The sequence below is a fragment of the Nonomuraea candida genome (assembly GCF_000725485.1).
Taxonomy (GTDB): domain Bacteria; phylum Actinomycetota; class Actinomycetes; order Streptosporangiales; family Streptosporangiaceae; genus Nonomuraea; species Nonomuraea candida.
Map to the genome: position 1 here is coordinate 70,426 of NZ_JOAG01000011.1, position 19,683 is coordinate 90,108.

19 protein-coding genes are annotated in these 19,683 nt (G+C 74.1%); 9 read left to right on the forward strand and 10 right to left on the reverse strand.

Going from position 1 to position 19,683, the window contains the following annotated elements; genetic code table 11:
• Window positions 1-4: 4 nt before the first annotated feature.
• From IO39_RS11350 to IO39_RS11380, 7 genes are all read right to left on the reverse strand, one after another.
• Entirely contained in the window at window positions 5-1,450 is a 1,446-nt protein-coding gene (locus IO39_RS11350) for an amidase (protein WP_052422749.1), read from the reverse strand.
• 89 nt (window positions 1,451-1,539) lie between these two features.
• Window positions 1,540-2,337: an amino acid ABC transporter permease gene (locus IO39_RS11355; protein WP_157548195.1), complete on the reverse strand. Its 798-nt coding sequence runs from the start codon at window positions 2,335-2,337 to the stop codon at window positions 1,540-1,542.
• Window positions 2,334-3,002, reverse strand: a complete 669-nt coding sequence (locus IO39_RS11360; protein WP_043620073.1) for an amino acid ABC transporter permease — start codon at window positions 3,000-3,002, stop codon at window positions 2,334-2,336. The genes IO39_RS11355 and IO39_RS11360 overlap by 4 nt, the downstream gene beginning before the upstream one ends.
• Before the next feature lie 5 nt (window positions 3,003-3,007).
• Window positions 3,008-3,847 (reverse strand): glutamate ABC transporter substrate-binding protein, encoded by an 840-nt coding sequence (locus tag IO39_RS11365; RefSeq protein ID WP_052422750.1) that lies wholly within the window; start codon window positions 3,845-3,847, stop codon window positions 3,008-3,010.
• An 8-nt stretch (window positions 3,848-3,855) separates the two neighbouring features.
• Complete coding sequence (locus IO39_RS11370; protein WP_043620074.1) at window positions 3,856-4,599, reverse strand: amino acid ABC transporter ATP-binding protein; 744 nt, start codon at window positions 4,597-4,599, stop codon at window positions 3,856-3,858.
• Window positions 4,600-4,711: 112 nt separating this feature from the next.
• Window positions 4,712-5,551 (reverse strand): glutamate ABC transporter substrate-binding protein, encoded by an 840-nt coding sequence (locus IO39_RS11375; RefSeq protein WP_043620075.1) that lies wholly within the window; start codon window positions 5,549-5,551, stop codon window positions 4,712-4,714.
• Window positions 5,548-6,231 carry a response regulator gene (locus tag IO39_RS11380; protein ID WP_052422778.1) on the reverse strand — a complete coding sequence of 228 codons (684 nt, stop codon included), beginning with the start codon at window positions 6,229-6,231 and terminating at the stop codon, window positions 5,548-5,550. Before IO39_RS11380 ends, IO39_RS11375 begins: the two co-directional genes overlap by 4 nt.
• 156 nt (window positions 6,232-6,387) lie before the next feature.
• On the opposite strand from IO39_RS11380, the gene IO39_RS11385 reads away from it, so the two are divergent.
• From IO39_RS11385 to IO39_RS11405, 5 genes are all read left to right on the forward strand, one after another.
• Window positions 6,388-9,309: a hybrid sensor histidine kinase/response regulator gene (locus IO39_RS11385; protein WP_043620080.1), complete on the forward strand. Its 2,922-nt coding sequence runs from the start codon at window positions 6,388-6,390 to the stop codon at window positions 9,307-9,309.
• A gap of 161 nt (window positions 9,310-9,470) precedes the next feature.
• Window positions 9,471-10,376, forward strand: a complete 906-nt coding sequence (locus IO39_RS11390; RefSeq protein ID WP_043620082.1) for an ATP-binding cassette domain-containing protein — start codon at window positions 9,471-9,473, stop codon at window positions 10,374-10,376.
• Window positions 10,373-11,164 (forward strand): ABC transporter permease subunit, encoded by a 792-nt coding sequence (locus tag IO39_RS11395; protein ID WP_043620084.1) that lies wholly within the window; start codon window positions 10,373-10,375, stop codon window positions 11,162-11,164. Before IO39_RS11390 ends, IO39_RS11395 begins: the two co-directional genes overlap by 4 nt.
• A 112-nt stretch (window positions 11,165-11,276) precedes the next feature.
• The gene (locus IO39_RS11400) at window positions 11,277-12,419 is read left to right on the forward strand and encodes a sensor histidine kinase (RefSeq protein ID WP_043620086.1); all 1,143 of its coding nucleotides are present in this window, start codon (window positions 11,277-11,279) and stop codon (window positions 12,417-12,419) included.
• Window positions 12,410-13,054, forward strand: a complete 645-nt coding sequence (locus tag IO39_RS11405; RefSeq protein ID WP_043620088.1) for a response regulator — start codon at window positions 12,410-12,412, stop codon at window positions 13,052-13,054. Before IO39_RS11400 ends, IO39_RS11405 begins: the two co-directional genes overlap by 10 nt.
• Window positions 13,055-13,093: 39 nt before the next feature.
• Here the strand turns inward: IO39_RS11405 and IO39_RS11410 are convergent, their stop codons facing one another.
• The gene (locus IO39_RS11410; RefSeq protein ID WP_043620090.1) at window positions 13,094-13,798 is read right to left on the reverse strand and encodes a sulfotransferase family protein; all 705 of its coding nucleotides are present in this window, start codon (window positions 13,796-13,798) and stop codon (window positions 13,094-13,096) included.
• A gap of 128 nt (window positions 13,799-13,926) precedes the next feature.
• Between IO39_RS11410 and IO39_RS11415 the strand changes: the two genes are divergently transcribed.
• Together IO39_RS11415 and IO39_RS11420 are read left to right on the forward strand one after the other, a co-directional pair.
• Entirely contained in the window at window positions 13,927-14,751 is an 825-nt protein-coding gene (locus IO39_RS11415) for an aldo/keto reductase (RefSeq protein WP_043620092.1), read from the forward strand.
• A 12-nt stretch (window positions 14,752-14,763) separates the two neighbouring features.
• The gene (locus IO39_RS11420; RefSeq protein ID WP_043620094.1) at window positions 14,764-15,915 is read left to right on the forward strand and encodes an acyl-CoA dehydrogenase family protein; all 1,152 of its coding nucleotides are present in this window, start codon (window positions 14,764-14,766) and stop codon (window positions 15,913-15,915) included.
• A gap of 141 nt (window positions 15,916-16,056) precedes the next feature.
• Here the strand turns inward: IO39_RS11420 and IO39_RS11425 are convergent, their stop codons facing one another.
• Window positions 16,057-17,370: an MFS transporter gene (locus IO39_RS11425; RefSeq protein ID WP_211266978.1), complete on the reverse strand. Its 1,314-nt coding sequence runs from the start codon at window positions 17,368-17,370 to the stop codon at window positions 16,057-16,059.
• Between the two features lie 66 nt (window positions 17,371-17,436).
• Here IO39_RS11425 and IO39_RS11430 point away from each other — a divergent pair, with 66 nt between their 5' ends.
• Complete coding sequence (locus tag IO39_RS11430) at window positions 17,437-18,396, forward strand: LysR family transcriptional regulator (RefSeq protein ID WP_043620099.1); 960 nt, start codon at window positions 17,437-17,439, stop codon at window positions 18,394-18,396.
• A gap of 106 nt (window positions 18,397-18,502) precedes the next feature.
• Window positions 18,503-18,844, forward strand: a complete 342-nt coding sequence (locus IO39_RS11435; protein WP_063765253.1) for a hypothetical protein — start codon at window positions 18,503-18,505, stop codon at window positions 18,842-18,844.
• A 15-nt stretch (window positions 18,845-18,859) separates the two neighbouring features.
• Here IO39_RS11435 and IO39_RS11440 read toward each other — a convergent pair whose 3' ends face one another.
• A complete protein-coding gene (locus IO39_RS11440; RefSeq protein ID WP_169789052.1) occupies window positions 18,860-19,504 on the reverse strand; it encodes a class I SAM-dependent methyltransferase in 645 nt (214 codons plus the stop codon).
• Between the last annotated feature and the right edge of the window lie 179 nt (window positions 19,505-19,683).

A 19,683-nucleotide genomic window follows, 5' to 3' on the forward strand; every position in this document is an offset into this window, starting at 1 on the left:
GTCGTCAGGCGGGGGTGACCCGCGCGGCCGTGCTGAAGAGGAGGGGCTCCGCGCCAGGGCGGCAGACGAGCTGCAGGCCGACCGGCAGGCCGGCCACCGTGCCGGCGGGCACGGTCAGCGCCGGGAGCCCGAACACGTTCCACGGGCTGGTCAGCGCGAGCAGCGCGGGACGCACCGCGACCGGCCGGCCGGCCACCTCGATCTCACGGCGGTCCAGCGGCGGCGCGACGATCGGCACGGTGGGCAGCGCGATCACGTCGTGCCCGCCGAACAGCGCCGCCACCGCCCCGGCCAGCCGCTCCCTGGCCCGCAGGGCGCGCACGTACCGCCAGCCGGGCAGCTCGGCGGCGGCGCGCAGCCGCTCCAGCACCTCGGGGTCGAACAGCTCGGGCGCCCGCGCCAGCCGCTCCGCGTGCACCTCGGCCGTCTCGCAGCTCTGCACCGCCAGGTACGTCTCCCGCACCTCCTCGCCGAACCCCTCGGGCAGCCGCACCTCCGCCACCTCGCCCAGCAGGGCCCGCACGGTGTCCACCACCCGCCGGTCCCCGTCGAACAGGCACCCCGGATCCAGCCAGGCCACCCGCACCGGCCCGCCCGCCTCCCCGCCGGGCCCGCCCGCCTCTCCGCCAGGCCCGCCGGGCGAGCCCGCCTCTCCGGCCGTTCCGGTCGTGTCCCGGGCCGGCGCGGGCCCGGGACCGCCGGGCACGGCGCCGGACGTCAGGCAGTGGTAGGCGAGCAGGCAGTCCGCCGCCCCGCCGGCCAGGACGCCCACGTGGTCGAGGCTGCGCGACAGCGGGAACACCCCGTCCGCCGGGATCGCCCCGTACGCGGGCTTGAACCCCGCCACCCCGCACAGCGCGGCCGGGATGCGCACCGAGCCGCCCGTGTCCGTGCCGATCGCCAGCGGGACGACGCCCGCCGCCACGGCCGCCGCGCTGCCGCCGCTGGAGCCGCCCGACATGCGCCCGGTGTCCCGGGGGTTGCGCGAGGGCCCGTTGGCGGAGCGGTCGCCGGTGGGCCCGTACGCGAACTCGTGCGTCGTCGTCTTGCCCACGATCACCGCGCCGGCCGCGCGCAACCGGGTGACGCACACGGCGTCGGCGTCCGGGACGTGGCCGGCGAAGTGGCGCGAGCCCATGGTCGCGGGCAGCCCCGCCACGTCGATCAGGTCCTTCACCGCGACCGGCAGCCCGTGCAGCGGCCCCCGGTCGACGCCCGCGGCCAGCTCGGCGTCCGCCCGGCGGGCCGCCGCCAGCGCGCCGGCCGCGTCCACGGTGACGAACGCGTTCAGCGCCGGGTCGAGCGCCGCCGCGGCGTCGAGCGCCCGCTCGGCGAGGCCGGTGGCGGTCGCCCGCCCGTCGCGCAGGTCCCGGGCGAGCCCGGCGAGGGTGCGGCCGGCGAAGGGCCCGGGGGAGAGGTGGCCGGAGGAGGAGCGGGGGGTCAGCGGCATGGTGCTCTTTCTACCGTATCGACCCGCGGGCGCCCGCCCAGGCCGATGGCCCCTCGGGCGCCCAGGCCGGCCGGTCCGCGGGCGCCGGGTCAGGACGACTGGCCCAGGCGGTGGGCCAGGCGGTCCAGCGCGAGGTTGATCACGATGAAGATGCCCGCGATGAGGATCGCCGCGGGGATCACGTTGGAGAAGTTGGCCGCGATCCCGTTCAGCCCCCGGTCCACCAGCTCGTCGTAGCCCACGATCAGGCCCAGGGCCGAGTCCTTCAGCAGCACGATGAACTGGCTGACCAGCGCGGGCAGCATGGCCTTGACGGCCTGCGGCAGCAGCACCAGCCGCAGCACCTGCCCCTTGCGCATGCCGACCGCGTACGCCGCCTCCCGCTGCCCCTTCGGCAGGCTCAGCACCCCGGCCCGGAGGATCTCCGCGATCACCGACCCGTTGTAGAGGGTCAGCCCGAACACCACGGCGGCGAAGGCCGAGATGTTCACCCCGATCAGCACGTACGACCCGAAGAAGGCGAAGAAGATCAGCAGCAGCAGCGGCACGGACCGGAAGAACTCCACCACGGCCGCCGCCGGCAGCCGGATCCACCGGTGCTCCGACAGCCGGGCGACGGCGAACACGATCCCGAACAGGGCGGCCAGCACCACCCCGGCGACGGCCGCGGACAGCGTCCCGGCCAGGCCGGGCAGGATGAATGTGGCCCACACGTCGCCGCGCAGCAGCGGCGTCCACTTCTCGGCCGCCCACTGGCCCTTGTCGTCGAAGCGCACGTAGACGAAGGCCGCCACCGCCAGCAGCGCGGCCGCCACCACGACCGTCAGCAGCCGGTTGCGCCGCACGCCGCGCGGCCCCGGGGCCTCGTACAGGTTGGCGTAGCTCATCGCGCCACCGCCATCCGCCGCGACAACCAGCCGAACAGCAGCCCCATCGGCAGGCAGAGCAGCACGAACCCGGCGGCGAAGCCGAGGAAGATCTCGATGACCTGGTCGCCGTACGTCTCGATCAGCTCACGCATCCGCACCGACGCCTCGCTCACGCCCACCACCAGCGCGATCGTGGTGTTCTTGGTCAGCGCGATGAGGATGCTGCCCAGCGGCGCCACCACGGCGCGGAACGCCTGCGGCAGCGTGATCAGCGCCAGCGTCCTGACGAAGCCCAGCCCGAGCGAGCGGGCCGCCTCCGCCTGCCCCACCGACACCGTGTTGAGCCCGGAGCGCAGCGCCTCGCACACGAAGGCCGAGGTGTAGGCGGTCAGCCCGATCACGGCGAGCCAGAAGTTGTTGGTCGCGATGTCGTCCGACAGCTCCAGGCCCAGGTTCGCTCCGATGCCGAGCCCGGTGAACAGCAGCACCAGCGTGAGCGGGGTGTTGCGGAGCACGGTCACGTACGCGGTCGCGGCGGTGCGCAGCGCGCCCAGCGGGGCCACCCGCATGGCGGTCAGCACCGTGCCCAGCACCAGCGAGCCGAGCGCGCTGACCGCCGTCAGCCGCACCGTCATCCAGAAGGCGGCCAGGATCGTGCCGCCCTCGGTCAGCAGCGCTTCCATCGGCCTCAGTACCGCTCGAGCTGCGGGGCCTGCGGCACGGCGAAGCCGGAGGCGCCCACGCTGGCCTGCAGCGCCTTGGTCCAGCTCCCGTCGGCGAACATCTTCTCCAGGGCGTCGTTGATCGCCTTGCGCCCGGCGGTGTCGTCCTTCTTCAGCCCGATGCCGTACTTCTCGGTGCTGAACGGCTTGCCGACCACCTTGAGCTTGCCCGGGTGCTGCGCGGCGTAGCCGGCCAGGATGACGTTGTCGGTGGTCAGGGCGTCGAGCTGGCCGCCGAGCACGCGGTCCACGCAGGACGAGTACGTGCGCTCCTCCTGGAGCTGCGCCTCCTTGGCGTACTCCGTCTTGACCTTCTGGGCCGGGGTCGAGCCGGCGACCGAGCAGAGCTTCTTGCCGTTGAGCGCCTCGGGCCCGGTCAGCGCCGCGTCGTCGGCCCGTACCAGCAGGTCCTGGCCGGCCACGAAGTACGGCCCGGCGAAGGAGACCTTCTGCTTGCGCGCGTCGGTGATCGAGTACGTGGCCACCACCATGTCCACCTGGCCCTGCTCGATGAAGGCCTCGCGGTTGGCCGACACGGTCTCCTTGAACGTGATGCCGGAGGGCTCGACGCCGAGCTGCTTGGCGACGTACTTGGCGACCTCGATGTCGAAGCCGGTGAAGCTGCCGTCCGGCGTGCGCAGCCCCAGGCCCGGCTGGTCGGCCTTGACGCCGATCACCAGCTTCTTGTCGTTCTTGGCCTTGTCCACGATGGAGGCGTTGCTCGCCGCGGCCTGGCCGCCGCACGCGGTGGCGGTCAGGGAGAGGGCGGCCACGGCGAACACGGCGTAGAGGGATCTGCCGAACATGACACTCCTTAGTGGGTCAGGATCTTGGCGAGGAAGGAAGAGGCGCGGTCGCTGCTCGGCGCGCCGAAGAAGGCGTCGGGGGAGTTCTGCTCGACGATCTCGCCGTCGGCCATGAAGACGACCCGGTCGGCGGCGCGCCGGGCGAAGCCCATCTCGTGGGTGACGACGACCATCGTCATGCCCTCGCGGGCCAGCGCCGTCATGACCTCCAGCACCTCGTTGACCATCTCCGGGTCCAGCGCCGAGGTGGGCTCGTCGAACAGGATCGCCTTCGGGTCCATGGCCAGCGCCCTGGCGATGGCCACCCGCTGCTGCTGCCCGCCGGAGAGCTGGGCGGGGAACTTGGCGGCCTGGGCGCCGATCCCGACCCGGTCGAGCAGCTCGCGCGCCTTGCGCTCGGCCTCGGCCCGGCTCCGCTTCAGCACGTGCACCTGGCCCAGGACGACGTTGTCCAGGACGGTCTTGTGCGCGAACAGGTTGAACGACTGGAACACCATGCCGACCTCGGCGCGCAGCCGGGCCAGCGCCCTGCCCTCGGCCGGCAGCGCTCTGCCGTCGAGGGTGATGGTGCCGGAGTCGATGCTCTCCAGCCGGTTGATCGCGCGGCACAGGGTGGACTTGCCAGCACCGGACGGGCCGATGATCACCACGACCTCGCCCTGCCGGACGGTCAGGTCGACGTCCCTGAGCACGTGGTGCTCGCCGTAGCGCTTGTTGACCTGCTGCAGGACGATCAGGTCCCCCGGGGTCATGCGTCACGCTCCTCGTGTCGGTCAGCGTTGGCGTAACCGTAGGAGCCGGGGATGCCCGGGAAGGGCTTGTGATCGTTCTGCTTAGTTTGTGATCATTCTGCTCAGCGGCGGGTCAGGGGGTGGCCGGTCTGGCCGACTCGGAGGTGACGCCGGTGACCCCGATGGTGGCCATGTAGGCGCGGTCCCACTCGCCGTCGCGCAGCCAGCGCGCGATCAGCCCGTTGAGGTAGTCGCGGAAGGCCACGTCGTGCTTGCGCACGCCCATCCCGTACGGCTCGCGCCCGAAGGGCTTGCCGACCAGCCGCAGCGTGTCGCGGTGCTGGGCCAGCAGCCCGAGCAGGATGGTGTCGTCGGTGCTGAGCGCGTCCACCCGCCCGGCGATCAGCGCGGGGATGCAGATGCTGTAGGCGTCCACGATCTCCAGGTGGGCGCGGGGCACGGTGGCGCGCAGGCGTTCGACGGAGGTGGAGCCGCGCGCGGTGCAGACCGACTTGCCGTCCAGGTCGGCCACCTCGTTGATGGTGCCGTCGCCGATGCGCACGAGCAGGTCCTGGCCGGCGTAGTAGTACGGCTCGGTGAAGGAGACCCGCCGGCCGCGGGCCGGGGTGATCGAGTAGGTGGCGATGACGAGGTCCACCACGCCCTGCTCGATGAAGTTCTCGCGCTCGCGCGAGACGGTCTCCACGAAGCGGATGTTGCGCTCGCTGCCGGTGAGGTCTCTGGCCAGCAGCCGGGCCATCTCGGCGTCGAAGCCGGTGATCCGCCCGGTGGCCGGGTCCTTGTAGCCGAACATCGGCTGGTCGAACTTGATGCCGACGGTGAGGATGCCGCGCTCCCTGATGCGGGCCATCGTCGAGTCCTCGGGGAAGGGGTCCGCCTGGCCGCACCCGACCGGCAGCAGGCAGACCAGCGCCGCCGCGACGCACGCCCGGAACGCCCTGAGCGCCCTCATCGGACGCGGTACCGGTGCTGCGGGCGTCCCGTCGTGCCGTACTTCGGCCGGCCCTCGACCAGCCCCCGCTCGGCCAGGTGCTCCAGGTAGCGGCGGGCGGTGGCCCGGCTGACGCCCACCATCCCGGCCAGCTCGTCGGCCGAGGCGTCCTCGACCTCCGACAGCGCGTCCAGCACCGCCTGCTCGGTGGCCGGGGAGATGCTCTTGGGGCGGGTGCCCGCGTCGAGGTGGAGCACGCGGAAGAGGTTGTCGATCTCCTGCTGGTCGGTGAAGCGGGAGCCGGACTCGAGCTGCTTGACCGAGGCGGCGTAACGTAACAGCGCCTGCTCCAGGGTGCCCGCCCTGGTGGGTTTGACCAGGTAGTTCAGGGCACCGCGCTGCATGGCCGCGCGTACCGTGGCCGACTCCTTGCGGCCGGAGATCACGATGATGTCGGCGGGCGGCTGGTCGGGCCGGCGCAGCCGGTGCGCGACCTCCAGGCCGGGCATATCAGGGAGATGGAGGTCGAGCAGGATCAGCTGCGGCGCGAACCGTCCGGCGGCGGCCAGCGCCGCGTGCCCGGTGTGCGCGATGCCCACGACCCTGAAGCCGAGCACCCGGTTCACCTGCGCGTGCAGCGCGGCGGTGACGACGGGGTCGTCGTCCACGATGAGAACGGTGATGTCCCTGAGCTCAGGCACCGACACGCTCCTCGTCATACTGGTCGCTTACCGCAGCTTATGCGGGTTTTCCGCAAAAAGATCAACTTTTGCTCGTTCTGCTCACGGAGAACCGGCGCGCGCGCCCCTTCTTTACCTACTCTGTACCCGAGCGAGTGGGGGGAGGGACGGACGCCCGTGCGATGGTTGCTCGCGGTGACGGCCCTGTGGACGTTGCTCGGCCTGCTGCCCCTGGCGCTGCTCACCTCCTCCAGCATCTCGCTGTCGGAGCACGCGGTCAGGGGAGAGGCCGACCACCGGGTCAGGACCACCGCGTCCGTGAGCCGCGTCGTGGTGGAGCAGCAGATGGGCTCGCTCAAGCAGCTCGTCACCGCCTTCGCGCAGCGGCCCCAGGTGCGCCAGGCGGTGGCCGACCCCGCCCCCGGCACCCTGCGCGACTGGCTCGGCGAGCTGCGGCGCATGCGCGACGGCGTCAGCGGCCTGATCATGATCTCCCCCGAGGGCGACATGCTGGGCGCCGAACCGCCGACCGTGCTGCCGCAGGACGTCAGCACCACCGACTGGTACCGCGCCGTCCGCGACGAGCACCAGGCCCACGTCTCCCAGGCGTACACGCCCACGATGGTCGGCGTGTCCAGGGCCGTCGCCGTGGCCGCGCCCATCCCCAGCGCGGACGGCACCGCCATGCTCGGCATGCTCACGGTCGTCTACAGCCTCGACGCCATCCAGGAGTTCGCCGAGGAGGCCGCCAACGCGCAGGACATCCGGCTGCTCATCACCGACAAGGCCGGCGTGCTCGTCGCCGACCCCGGCCGGCAGCTCTACGCGCTGACCTCCCTGCGCGAGGACCCCCGGGTGGACCGCGCGCTCAACGGGCAGGCGTGGAACGGCGAGTACAACGGCATCGACGGCCTCGTCCTGTCGGCCTCCGAGCCCATCCCGAGCATCGGCTGGACGGTCACCGCCGAGGTCTCCGCCACCGAGGCGATGGCCTCGGCCGAGCAGCTGCGCGCCAACGTGCTGACCGTCGCGCTGCTGCTCGCCCTGCTCATCCTCAGCGGCCTGGGCCTGCAGATCCACTCCACCCGCGGCCGCCGCCGGGCCCAGGCCACGCTGGCCAGGTACGCCGCCGAGCTGGCCGACGCCAGGGACGAGGCGGTCAGCGCCTCCAGCGCCAAGTCCGAGTTCGTGGCCAAGATCAGCCACGAGATCCGCACCCCGATCAACGGCGTGCTCGGCATGAACTCCCTGCTCATGGGCACCCGCCTGGACGAGGAGCAGCGCTACTACGCCAGCACCGCCCAGGAGTCGGCCCAGAACGTGCTGCGCCTGCTCGACGACTTCCTCGACCTGTCCAGGATCGAGGCGGGCCACCTCCAGGTCGAGGAGGTGCCGTTCGACCTGCCGCGCCTGTGCGACGAAGTGGTGGCGCCGTTCGCGCCGTACGCCTACGAGCAGGGCCTGTGGCTGACGCTGCGGCTCGACGAGAACGTGCCCAGCCAGGTCTGCGGCGACCCCGCCCGGCTGCGCCAGGTGCTGACCAACCTGGTCGGCAACGCGCTGAAGTTCACCTTCCAGGGCGGCGTGGACCTGCACGTCACCCTCGACGAGGGCGAGCCGGGCCAGGAGCGGGTGGTGCTGCGCTTCGCGGTGGCCGACACCGGCATCGGGGTCGGCCCCCAGGACCGGGAGCGGGTCTTCGGCGTCTTCCGCCAGGTCGACTCGCCCATCACGCGCAGGACCGGCGGCAGCGGGCTGGGGCTGGCCATCAGCAGGCAGCTCGTCGAGCTCATGGGCGGGCGGATCGGGCTGGACAGCGTCGAGGGCGTGGGCAGCCGGTTCTGGGCCACGCTGCCGGTGGACGTGCTCACCTGGGCGGAGCCGGGGGCGGGGACCCTGGAGGGGCGGCGCGCGCTGGTGGCCGACCCGCGGCCCGAGGACCGCACGCTGGCCGCGCGGCTGCTGGCCCAGGCGGGGGCCGAGGTGGAGGAGACCAGGGACGAGCGCACCGCCCTGGCCCGCCTGCGGGCCGCCGCGGCCGAGGGGGCGCCGTACGAGCTGGCCGTGGTCGCGCTGGACCTCGGCGCGGGGGCCGAGGCCGCGGGCGGCACGAACGGTTCCGGCGGCTCGAACGGTTCGGGCGGTGCTGGAGGGGCGCACCCCGGCGAGCCCGCGGCGCCGCGCTCGCTCGCCCACGCGATCCTCACCGACCCCCTGCTGCAGGCCACCAGCGTCATCGTGGTCGTCACGCCGGGCCGCTCCGGGTTCGCCTGGCCGGGTGCGGCAGGGGAGCGGGCCGTGCAGTCGATGACCCGGCCGCTCAGCCGCCGCCGCCTGCTGGCCGCCGTGGAGAACGCCCTGGGCGCCCCCGAGTGCCCCGGCGAGCCACGCGAGGGCGCCCAGGCCGACGGCGGCGCCGAGGGCGCGCGCATCCTGGTGGCCGAGGACGACGAGGTCAGCCGCCAGGTGGCGATGCTCGTCCTGGGCCAGGCCGGACACTCGGTCGAGGTGGTCGACGACGGGGCCAAGGCGGTGCGCGCCGTGCTGACCGGCGGGTACGACCTGGTGTTCATGGACTGCCAGCTCCCCGTGCAGGACGGCCTGGCCGCCACCGAGGAGATCAGGCGGCGCGAGGAGGCGCACACCCCGATCATCGCGATGACCGCCGCCGCCATGCCCGGCGACCGCATCCGGTGCCTGGAGGCGGGCATGGACGACCACCTGGCCAAGCCCGTGGACTGGCCGCGCGTGCTGGCCAGGATCCCCGAGTGGACGGCCTCGGCCGGGCTGCCGCCCGAGCTGGCCGGGCTGTCGCAGGAGGCCATCGCCGACGTGGCGCGGGCGTACCTGGCGACGGCGACGCGCACGTACGAGGAGCTCAGGCAGGCCGTGCGGGACGGCGACCAGGAGAGCGCCGCCGCGCTCGCGCACCGGCTCAAGGGGGCCTGCGCGACGGTCGGCGCGGCCCGCGAGGCCGAGCTGTGCCGCCGCGCCGAGGACCTGGCCAGAGCCGGTCACACCGTGGACGAGGCGCTCCTGGACGAGCTGGGCGGCCTGCTCGGCGACGTGCCCGACTGGATGGGCGCCTCCCGCCCGTGACGTGACACCGGCGCGTCGCGCCCTGACCCGCCTGGCCCGTCGCGCCCTGACCCGGCGACGGCGCCCGGCTTCGGTTCCGCCGGCTTTACGGTTTTCCGCCATCGAGGTCGGCGGGCCGCCTCCATGGTGGCGGCCCCGTCCCGCGCCTAGCGTGGGGCGACGTGATCAGTCTGAAGAACCTCGGCAAGAGGTACGGCGACCGGCTCGCGGTCGACGACCTGACGCTGGAGCTGAAGCCCGGCACGGTGACCGGCTTCCTCGGCCCGAACGGCGCGGGCAAGTCGACCACGATGCGCCTGATCCTCGGCCTCGACCGCCCCACCTCGGGCACCGCGCTCATCGGCGGCCTGCCCTACCACCGCATCGGCAACCCGCTGCGCACCGTCGGCGCGCTGCTCGACGCGCGGGCCGTGCACCCGGGCCGCAGCGGCCGGGCCCACCTGACCGCGCTGGCCCGCAGCAACGGCATCCCGCAGCGCCGGGTGGGCGAGGTGCTGGAGACGGTCGGCATGGCCGCCGCGGCGCGCAAGCGGGCCGGAACCCTCTCCCTGGGCATGAGCCAGCGGCTCGGCATCGCCGCCGCGCTGCTCGGCGACCCGGCGGTGCTGATGTTCGACGAGCCCGTCAACGGGCTCGACCCGGACGGCGTGCGCTGGGTGCGCGGGCTCATGCGCTCGCTGGCCGCCGAGGGCCGCACCGTGTTCGTCTCCAGCCACCTGATGAGCGAGATGCAGCTCACCGCCGACCACCTCGTGGTGATCGGCAAGGGCCGGCTCATCATGGACGCGCCGCTCGCGGACGTCCTGGCGGGCAGCTCGCTGACGGCCGTGCTGGTCCGCAGCCCGCACGCCGGGGACCTCGCCGACCGGCTGCGCGCCGCCGGCATCAGGGTGGACCGGCTCGGCGAGAACGAGATCGAGGCCACCGGCGCGTCCATCGAGCGCGTCGGCGACCTGGCGCACGAGGCCGGCATCCGCCTGCACGAGCTGCGCACCAGGGAGGCTTCCCTGGAACAGGCCTATCAGGAGCTGACGTCGGGCAGCGTGGAGTACGGGGCGAACGCATGAGGGCGCTGGGCCGGACGATCGGCTCCGAATGGGCCAAGCTGTGGTCGGTCAGGTCCACGTGGTGGTGCCTGGCCTGCGCGCTCGTGCTCAACGTGCTGGCCTCCGTCACCCTGGGCGGGGCCGCCGCCACCGAGGCGATGCGCGCGGGCGCGGCCGGCACGCGGGTCGTGGCCAGCTCGCCCGTGGTCTCGGCCTCGTCGTTCGTGCAGTTCGCGCTGGTGGCGCTGGCGATGCTGGCGATCACCTCGGAGTACACCTCCGGCGGCATCAGGGTCACGCTGCAGGCCACGCCCGTGCGCGGAATGGTGCTGGCGGCCAAGGCGCTGGCGGTGGGGCCGGTGATGTTCGCGGCGGGCGTGCTCACGGGGGCCGTGGCGACGGCGGCCGTTCACCTGGTGCTGTCGGTCGACGCGTTCGGCGGGTTCGTGGTGCTGCCCTTCGGCGAGGTGCTGTCCGACCTGGTGGGCATGGGGGTGTTCTACGCGCTGGTGTCGGTGATGACCGTCGGCGTCGGAGCCGCGGCGCGCAGCGCGGCCGGCACGCTGACCGTGGTGTTCATGCTGCTCATGGGGGTGCCGCTGATGGTCCTCATGACGGGCAGCCCGGCGCTGGTCGAGGCCTCGCTGCGCATGCCGATGTTCGCCGGCCTGGCGTTCATGGGCAGCGCGGACAACCTCACCGGCGGGCCGATGCCGTACTCGGCGGGGGAGGGGCTGGCGTGGCTGCTGGCCTGGGCGGCGGTGGCCGTCGCGGCCGGCCACGTCGTGCTGCGCCGCCGTGACGCCTGACCCCACCGCCCGCCCGGGCGACCGGCACGCCCGCCCGGGTTCGGGGGGCGCCGGTGCAGGGCGTGCCGGCGGGGGCCGCGGCCGGCCCGGCGGCCGCCTAGACTTCACGCACGTGTCAGGCACGCGCATCGCCTCCGCCCTGGCGGGAGTCCTCCTCGGGATGGCCCTCGGCTTCGTCGAGCTGGCCTTCCTCTGCGTGGCGGCGCCCGCCCGGCTGATCCCGCCGCTGCGCCCCGCCGTCGCGCGCGGGCTGGCCCGGCTGACCGCGCTGGAACGGGCCCGGCTGTCGCGCCGGCTCGGCCACGGCGCCGCCCCGCGCGAGGGCGGCTACGCCTTCCTCGCCGCCCGCGCCGTGTTCGGCGTCACCAGCGCGTACATCTGCGCCGCCACCGGGTTCCTGGCCGCCCTGCTGCTGGCCGGCGGCGCCTGGGACCTGCTGTGGAACGAGCCGGACCACGTGCCGCTCAACCTGCCCGGCGTCAGGCTCGTCACCCGCCCCGGCGCCGTCGGCCTGACCGCCGGCGCGCTCCTGGCGTTCGTGCTGGTCGTCCTGCTCGTGGCCGTCGCCGCCCTCGACCGCCGCCTGGCCGTGCACTTCCTCGGCCCCGGCAGCGAGGAGCTGATGCGCCGGCGCATCGCCGAGCTGACCGCGACCCGCTCCGGCATCGTGCGGGCCGTGGACGACGAGCGCCGCAGGATCGAGCGCGACCTGCACGACGGCGTGCAGCAGCGCGGCGTCGCCCTGGCCATGCTGCTCGGCCGCGCCAGGCACGACCCCGGGCAGGCGGCCGAGCTGGTCGGCCAGGCCTACCTCGAGTCGCGCCGCCTCCTCGACGAGCTGCGCGACGTGGCCTGGCGCGTCTACCCGACCGCGCTCGACGAGCTGGGGCTGCGCGCCGCCCTGGACGGCGTCGCGGAACGCGCCGGCGTGCCCGTCACCGTGCACTACGGGCTGACGCGAAGGCCCGCCTCGGAGATCGAGACCGCCGTCTACTTCGTGGCCCGCGAGGCCATCACCAACGCCGTCAAGCACGCCCGCGCGCATGACATCCTGGTGGTGCTGAGCGAGGACGAGCGGACGGTGAGCGTGACCATCTCAGACGACGGCCAGGGCGGGGCCGACCCGGCCGGCGGCGGCCTGTCCGGGCTGGCCAGGCGGGTCCTGGCGCTCGACGGCACGTTCACCGTCGACAGCGCCCCCGGCGGCCCCACCAGGATCGCCGCCACGCTGCCCAAGGCGCCGCCGTGCGAGTGATCCTGGCCGACGACTCCGTGCTGCTGCGCGAGGGCCTGACCCGGCTGCTCGCCGACGCCGGCCACGACGTCGTCGCCGCCGTCGGCGACGCGCCCGCGCTGCTCGACGCCGTCGCGCTGCACCGCCCCGACGTGGCCGTGATCGACGTGCGCATGCCGCCCACGCACAAGGACGACGGGCTGCGGGCCGCGCTGGAGATCCGCGAGCGCCTGCCGGGCGTCGGCGTGCTCGTCCTGTCGCAGTACATCGAGCAGCACTACGCCGCCAGGCTGCTGACCGGGCCCACCGAAGGGCTCGGCTACCTGCTCAAGGACCGGGTCTCCGAGGTGACCGAGTTCCTCGACTCGCTGGAGCGGGTGCGCGCGGGCGGCACCGTCTTCGACCCCGAGGTGGTGCGCCGGCTCCTGGCCCGCACCACCCGCGCCGACCCGCTGAGCAGGCTCAGCCCGCGCGAGGGCGAGGTGCTGCGCCACCTCGCCCAGGGCTTCGTCAACGCCGCCATCGCCGAGCGCCTGCACGTCTCGCTCAGCACGGTCGAGAAGCACGTCAACGCCATCATGGACAAGCTCGACCTGCCCCGCGACCCCGGCTACAGCCGGCGCGTGCTGGCGATCCTGCGCTACCTGGAGAGCTGAGGCTCCTGGGGTTGGGCGGGTCCTGGGGAGCCGGGCGGCCTACGCCTGCGTCAGGAACGACGGGTTGGAGGTGTCGCCGCGCAGCATCCGCGCCATGAAGTCCTGCAGCGACTTGGCGTCGTTCAGATGCGGGAACGGCTCCCGGGGCACGTCCACCTCCAGGAAGCGGCAGAGCGGCTCCCACCCCTCGCGCACGTCGAACACCAGCAGCCGCTCCGGCGGCAGGCTCGCCCGCACCGTGGCCGTGTGGCGCTCGAACGCCGCCACCGCGCTCGCCTCGTCGACCGGGCCGTCGGCCATCGTCCGGCCCGGCCCGAACAGCGCGGCGGCCATCCGGTCGAGCAGCGGCGTCAGCCGCCCCACCTCGGCCAGGAAGGTCCCGGCCGGCGGCGGCGGCCCCTCGGGCGAGAGAGCTCGCGGCCCGGTCTCGATCAGCGTCATCATGCTGCGGTACCAGGCGTGCGGCTCGCGCACGGTGAGCACGACCTTCGCCTCCGGGTACGCCAGCGCCTGCTCCCGCCAGAAGTGGGAGGCCGGCCAGTCCACGCTCGACCGGAACCCCTCGAGCACGTGATCCCAGTCCACCGGCCCGTCCCCGGCCAGGGGCAGCCAGCGGTCGATGCGGGCCGGGCCGCTCATGACGTCGTACATGTGGTGGCAGGGGCCGAATCCCAGCCGCTCCAGCGCGGCCTTCATGGAACTGGTCCCGGTGCGCGGGAAACCCGCGCCTATGACGGTCAGCACATCGCACCTCCCACAGTTGTCTACCTCATTGATCGGAAAGGTCGAGGACACTGTGACGGCACGCGACGGATTGGCTGATGTGGCCTCGGGGTAAGGAGCACAGTCGGCTCCACCGAGGAAAGGACCCCATGATGACCGTCATGCTCGCCGACGGCCGCCCGATGCCGCGCCTGGGCCTGGGCACCTGGCCCATGAACGACGAGGAGGCCCGTCAGGCCGTCACCTACGCCGTCTCGCTCGGCTACCGGCTGATCGACACCGCCGCCTCCTACGGCAACGAGGCCGGCGTCGGCGCCGCCGTGGCGGAGGCGTCCGTGGCGCGCGAGGAGCTGTTCGTCACCACGAAGCTGCGCGGCTCCCACCACGGTTACGATGCCGCCATGCGCGGCTTCGAGGAGAGCCGGGCCAGGCTCGGCCTCGACTACGTGGACCTGTTCCTCATCCACTGGCCGCTGCCCGGCCGGGGGCTCTACGTCGACACCTGGCGCGCGTTCACGCACCTGCGCGAGCAGGGCCTGGTCCGCTCGATCGGCGTGTCCAACTTCACGCCCGGGCAGATCGAGCGCCTGGTCGCCGAGATCGGCGTCTGGCCGGCCGTCAACCAGGTCGAGCTGCACCCCGGCTTCCCGCAGCGCGAGCTGCGCGCCTGGCACGCCGAGCACGACATCGTGACCGAGTCGTGGAGCCCGCTCGGCGCCGGCTCCAAGCTGCTCGACGACCCCGTGGTGGCCGACCTGGCCGCCGCGCACGGCCGTACCCCCGCGCAGGTCGTGCTCCGCTGGCACCTGCAGCTCGGCGCGGTGCCGATCCCCAAGTCGGCCGACCCCGAGCGCATCCGGCAGAACTTCGAGGTCTTCGACTTCAGCCTGTCGCCCGACGAGATGGCCCGGCTCGACGACCTCGACACCGGCGGCCGCCTCGGCGGCGACCCCGACACGCACGTCGAACTCTGACCGGAGGCGACCATGGCGCACGACCAGGAGAGCGGCCCCCGAGACGGCGCCGACCCCTTCGAGGACATGCTCGCCGAGCTGGCCGGGCGCCGCGAGGAGTTCCACGAGCTGCGCTACGTCCCCAGAGACTTCGTCGACCGGCTCAAGACGCTCGGCCTCTACCGGGCCGCCACGCCCGAACGGTTCGGCGGGCAGACCATGCCGCCCGCCGAGTTCCTCAGGAAGATCGAGCGGATCTCGGCCGTCGACGGCTCCACCGGCTGGGTCGCCAGTTTCGGCTCCCAGCTCGTCTACCTGGGCCCGCTGCCGCTGGAGACCCAGGCCAAGCTGTACGCTGACGGCCCCGACGTCGTCTTCGCCGGCGGGCTGTTCCCGGTCCAGCCGGCCACCCCGACCGCGCGCGGCTTCCTGCTCAACGGCCGGTGGAAGTTCGCCAGCGGCTGCATGGCGGCCGACGTCGTCTGCGTCGGCATCCCCGGCGACGACGCCACCGCCGGCAAGCCGCGCGGCGTGGTCCTCACCCCCGACCGCCTGGAGATCGTCCGCGAGTGGGACGTCGTCGGCATGCGGGCCACCGGCTCCTTCGACCTGGTCGCCAAAGACGTCGAGGTCGACAGGGAGTGGTCCTTCATCAGGGGCGGCCCGCCGGTGATCGACGAGCCGCTCTACCGCTATCCCGCGATCGCGTACGCCGCCCAGTCGCTCTCCGTCGTCTCCGCCGGCGTGGCCAGGGCCGCGCTCGACTTCGCCGAGCGGACCGGAAGCGGCCGGGCGAGCATCACCGGCGCGCCGCGGCTCGCCGAGCGCGCCTACTACCGGGCCGGCGTCGCCGAGGCGGAGGCCGCGCTGCGCTCCGCCCGCGCCTACTTCTACGAGGCCGCCGAGGAGGCGTGGGACTCACTCGCCGCCGGCGGCGAGGTCGGCGACGAGCAGAACGCGCACCTGCGGCTCTCCGCCGCCCACCTCGCCAGGACGGCGGCGGAGGTGGTGGCCAAGGTCGTCTCCCTGTCCGGCACCGCCGCCATCCACCGCACCCACCCGCTGCAGGCCCTGCTCGGGGACGCGCTGGTGCCCCAGGAACACGCCTTCCTCAGCCCCGCCATGTACGACGCCGCCGGCGCCGTCCTCATGGGCCACCCGCCCACCGTCCCGGCCTTCCGCTGACCCGGCCGGGCGCGGCAGGGGTGAGCGGCGAGAAGGCCACGATCGGCGCGACGCTCGGCTGGCTGACCGACTCCCTGGAGCGCTCCGTCACGTGACCCGGAGCACGCCGTCAGGCGGGGCGGCGGCGGGGAGTGGAGTGGGTCAGGCGGTGCGGGGGCGGGTGAGGAGGACGGCGAGGGCGGCCGTCAGGAGCCAGGCCGAGGTCAGGACGATCAGCCAGGTCCAGCCCACGCGGTCGTACACGACGGCGCCCGCCGTGCCGCCCACGCCGCTGCCCAGGTAGTAGCAGAGCGTGTACAGCCCGGCGGCGCGGCCCCGGGCGGCCGGGGGCGCGTCGGCGGTGACCCAGGCGTTGGCGATGGCGTGCGCGGCGAAGAACCCGGCGGTCAGGACGGCGAAGCCGGCCGCTATGACGGGCAGGGACGACGCGGCGGTCAGCGTGGTCCCCGCCACCGTCACGACCAGCGCCGCGACCAGCGCCGGCGTCCTGCCCAGGCGGCCGGCCAGCCTGCCCGCGGCGGCCGAGGAGACCGTGCCCATGGCGTAGGACAGGAAGACCAGGGAGGCGGCGGCCGGGGCGAGCGAGAGGGGCGGCGCGGCCAGCCGGAACCCGGCGGCGTTGTACAGCGCCACGAACGCCCCCATCGCCAGCGCCCCCACCGCCATCGGCGTCGCCAGCCTCCACCCCAGCCGCACGCGCCCGGCAGGCACGCCGTCCCGCGCTCCGGCGCGCGCCGCATCGTCCCGTGGCTCGGCCCTCGTGCCGACGCCGGCACCGGCGCCCTCCCGCGCGCAGGTTTCCGCGCCGGCCTGAGGCTCGGCGCCGCCGGCGGTGGTGCCGCCGGCGGTGGTGCCGGTGGCGGGGGGCTTGCCGGCGGGGAGGGTGGCCGCGGTGAAGATCGCGCAGATCAGGGCCACGGCGGCCACCGCGAGCAGGGCTCCGTGCCAGCCCAGCGGGCCGGCCGCGAAGCCGGCGCCGAGCCGTCCCAGCATGCCCCCGACCGAGTTGCCCGCGATCATCGCCCCCACCGCCCCGGCCGGCCGCGCGATGCCGACCTGGTCGGCCAGGTACGCCGCCGCCACCCCCGCGAACCCGGCGATCGCCACCCCCTGCACCCCGCGCAGCACGAGCAGCACCGGAAAGGACGGCGCCAGCGGCAGCAGCAGCCCGATCACCGCCGCGGCGAGCACCGACCAGAGGATCACCCGCCGCCGCCCCACCACCCCGGCCAGCCACGCCAGCGGCAGCACCGCCACGGCCAGCGCGGCGGTCGCCACCGAGACGGCCAGCGACGCGCTGCCCGGGTCCAGCCGGTAGGCCGCCGCGAGCTGGGGCAGCACCGGCTGCGGCGCGTACAGCAGGGCGAACGACGACAGCCCCGCCGCCGCCACGGCGGCGCTGACGCGCCGGGTGCCGACGGAGGCGGGAGCGGAAGAAGCCTCAAGAACCACCACCCGCCAAACGCTAAGCAAGGCTAATAAATACGTCTAATACTGTGATGAGCGATAATTCATACCGTGATGGATGATTCCGACGACCGCCTGGCCGCCCGCCTGGCCCCGGCCCTCGCGCTCCTGGCCGCCGTGGGCGAGACCGGCCACGTGACCCGGGCGGCCGAGCTCCTCGGCATCCCGCAGCCGACGGCCAGCCGCCGCCTGGCCGCCCTGGCCGAGCTGGTCGGCGCGCCGCTGGTGCTCCCGTCCGGCCGGGGCATCCGCCTGACCAGGGCGGGCCGCACGCTGGCCGCCTCCGCCACCCGCGCCCTGGCCACCGTGACCGCCGCCGCCCGCGAGGTGCGCGAGGAGATCGACCCCGGCAGCGGCCGCATCGTGCTCGGCTTCCTGCACCTGCTCGGCCGCACCCTGGTGCCGTCGCTCATCGGCGGCTTCCGCGCGCGCAGCCCGGGCGTGCGCTTCAGCCTGGTCCAGGGCTCGCGGCAGGACATGCTGGACGCGCTCCGCGAGGGCGAGATCGACCTGGTGTTCGTCGCCCCCATGCCGCTGGACGACCCCGGCCTGGTCAGCCGCCCGCTCGCCGACCAGGAGCTGGTGCTCGTCGCGCCGCGCACCCACCCCCTGGCCGCCAGGCGGCGGGCGCGCGTCGCGGACCTGGAGGGGGAGGACCTGGTGATGATGGAGCACGGGTACGGGCTGCGCCAGATCACCGACGACCTCTGCGCGGCGGCCGGCTTCGAGCCGCGGGTCGCCTTCGAGGGGCAGGAGTCGGAGACCGTCCGCGGGCTGGTGGCGGCCGGGCTCGGGGTGGCCCTCCTGCCCCGCTCCGACCACCCGCCGGCCGTCCTGAACGGCGGGGACGTGGTGGAGGTCCCGCTCTCGCCCCCGCTGTTCAGGACGATCGGCGTGAGCTGGCCCGCCGGCGACCGCCTGACCCCGGCGGCCCGCTCGTTCCGCGACCACGTCTGCTCCGGCGTCACCGACCTCGGCCCCGCCTTCCGCCCGCCCCACCGCCCTCCCGCGTAGCACCGGGAGCCGCGACGCCGCCGGTGGCGGCGCAGCCTGCGAAACCGCGCCCGGCCGCCCCCTGAATGCCCGCGGGCCGGCCGGGTGCTGGGCCAGACTGAGGCGCATGAATCATGACGGGGACGCGGGGGTGCCGGGTTCGCTGGCGCGGGTCCTGGCCGACGTGGCGGCCGAGCGGGTGGCCCAGGACGTACGGTTCGGGATGCAGCTGCTGCCGGACGGCACCGGCGGCGAGGACGCGACGGCCGACTCCGACCTGGCCAGGCAGGAGACCGACGAGGCCGCCAGGAGCGGGAAGCTGACCTGGCGGCACATCCTGGCCGAGGAGGTGATGGAGGCGTTCGCGGAGTCCGACCCGGGACGGCTGCGCAAGGAGCTCATCCAGGTGGCGGCCGTGGCGGTCAAGTGGACCCAGGCGCTCGACCGCCGCACCACCACCACCACCTGAAGCGCGCGACAGCGGTCAGGCGGGCTTCGCGCCGTAGATCGTGATGGCGAAGGGGCGGGGCGGCGTCTGGTAGACCTGCTCGGTCAGCCGGGCCAGTGACCCGTGCGCGTCGAGATAGCCGTGCAGCCGGGTCGCCTCGGGCCAGGGGTGCACCGCCACGAGCACCCCGTCGGGCGCGAGCAGCCCGCTGAGCTGCGCGGAGGCCCGCTGGAGGCGCTCGTGGCGGCCCAGGTAGTAGAGCGTCTCGGAACAGAAGACCAGGTCGAAGCGGTGCTCGGCCCGGTGGGTGAGGATGTCGGCCTGGATGAAGCGCACCCGGCCGCCGTCATCCGGCACGCGGGCGCGCGCCCGCTCCAGCGCCCGCTCCGACACGTCCACCCCGGTGATCTCCGCCTCGGGGTACGCCGCCGCGAGCGCCTGGGTGAACACGCCCTCCGCGCAGCCCACCTCGATGATGCGCCGGTACGGCCGGGGCGGCAGCTGCTCCAGCGTCGAGCGGTATTTGTGCTGCTCGTAGCCGTCGGTGGACAGCTTCCACGGGTCAGGGCTGCGGTGCCACCAGTCGAAGTAGCGGCGCAGGACGAGCCCTTGTCCCTTGGGTGGGAGCAGTGAAAGCGTGCGGAACAATGTACGGTGTGCCAGCTCGGGCAGACTGGGCAATGGCGGCCTCTCTCGGGTCTGAGACGGCGGTGCCGTCCGGGACGTGAGGTGAAGTCGTCGTCGGAAGGGGATGCCCGTTAGACGAGCGGGCGATACCTGATCGTGCCCGAGCCGCGCCGCTATTTCGCGCCGCGCGCTTTTTACGCCACGCGCCTTACCACCACCAGGCCTGAGCCGGC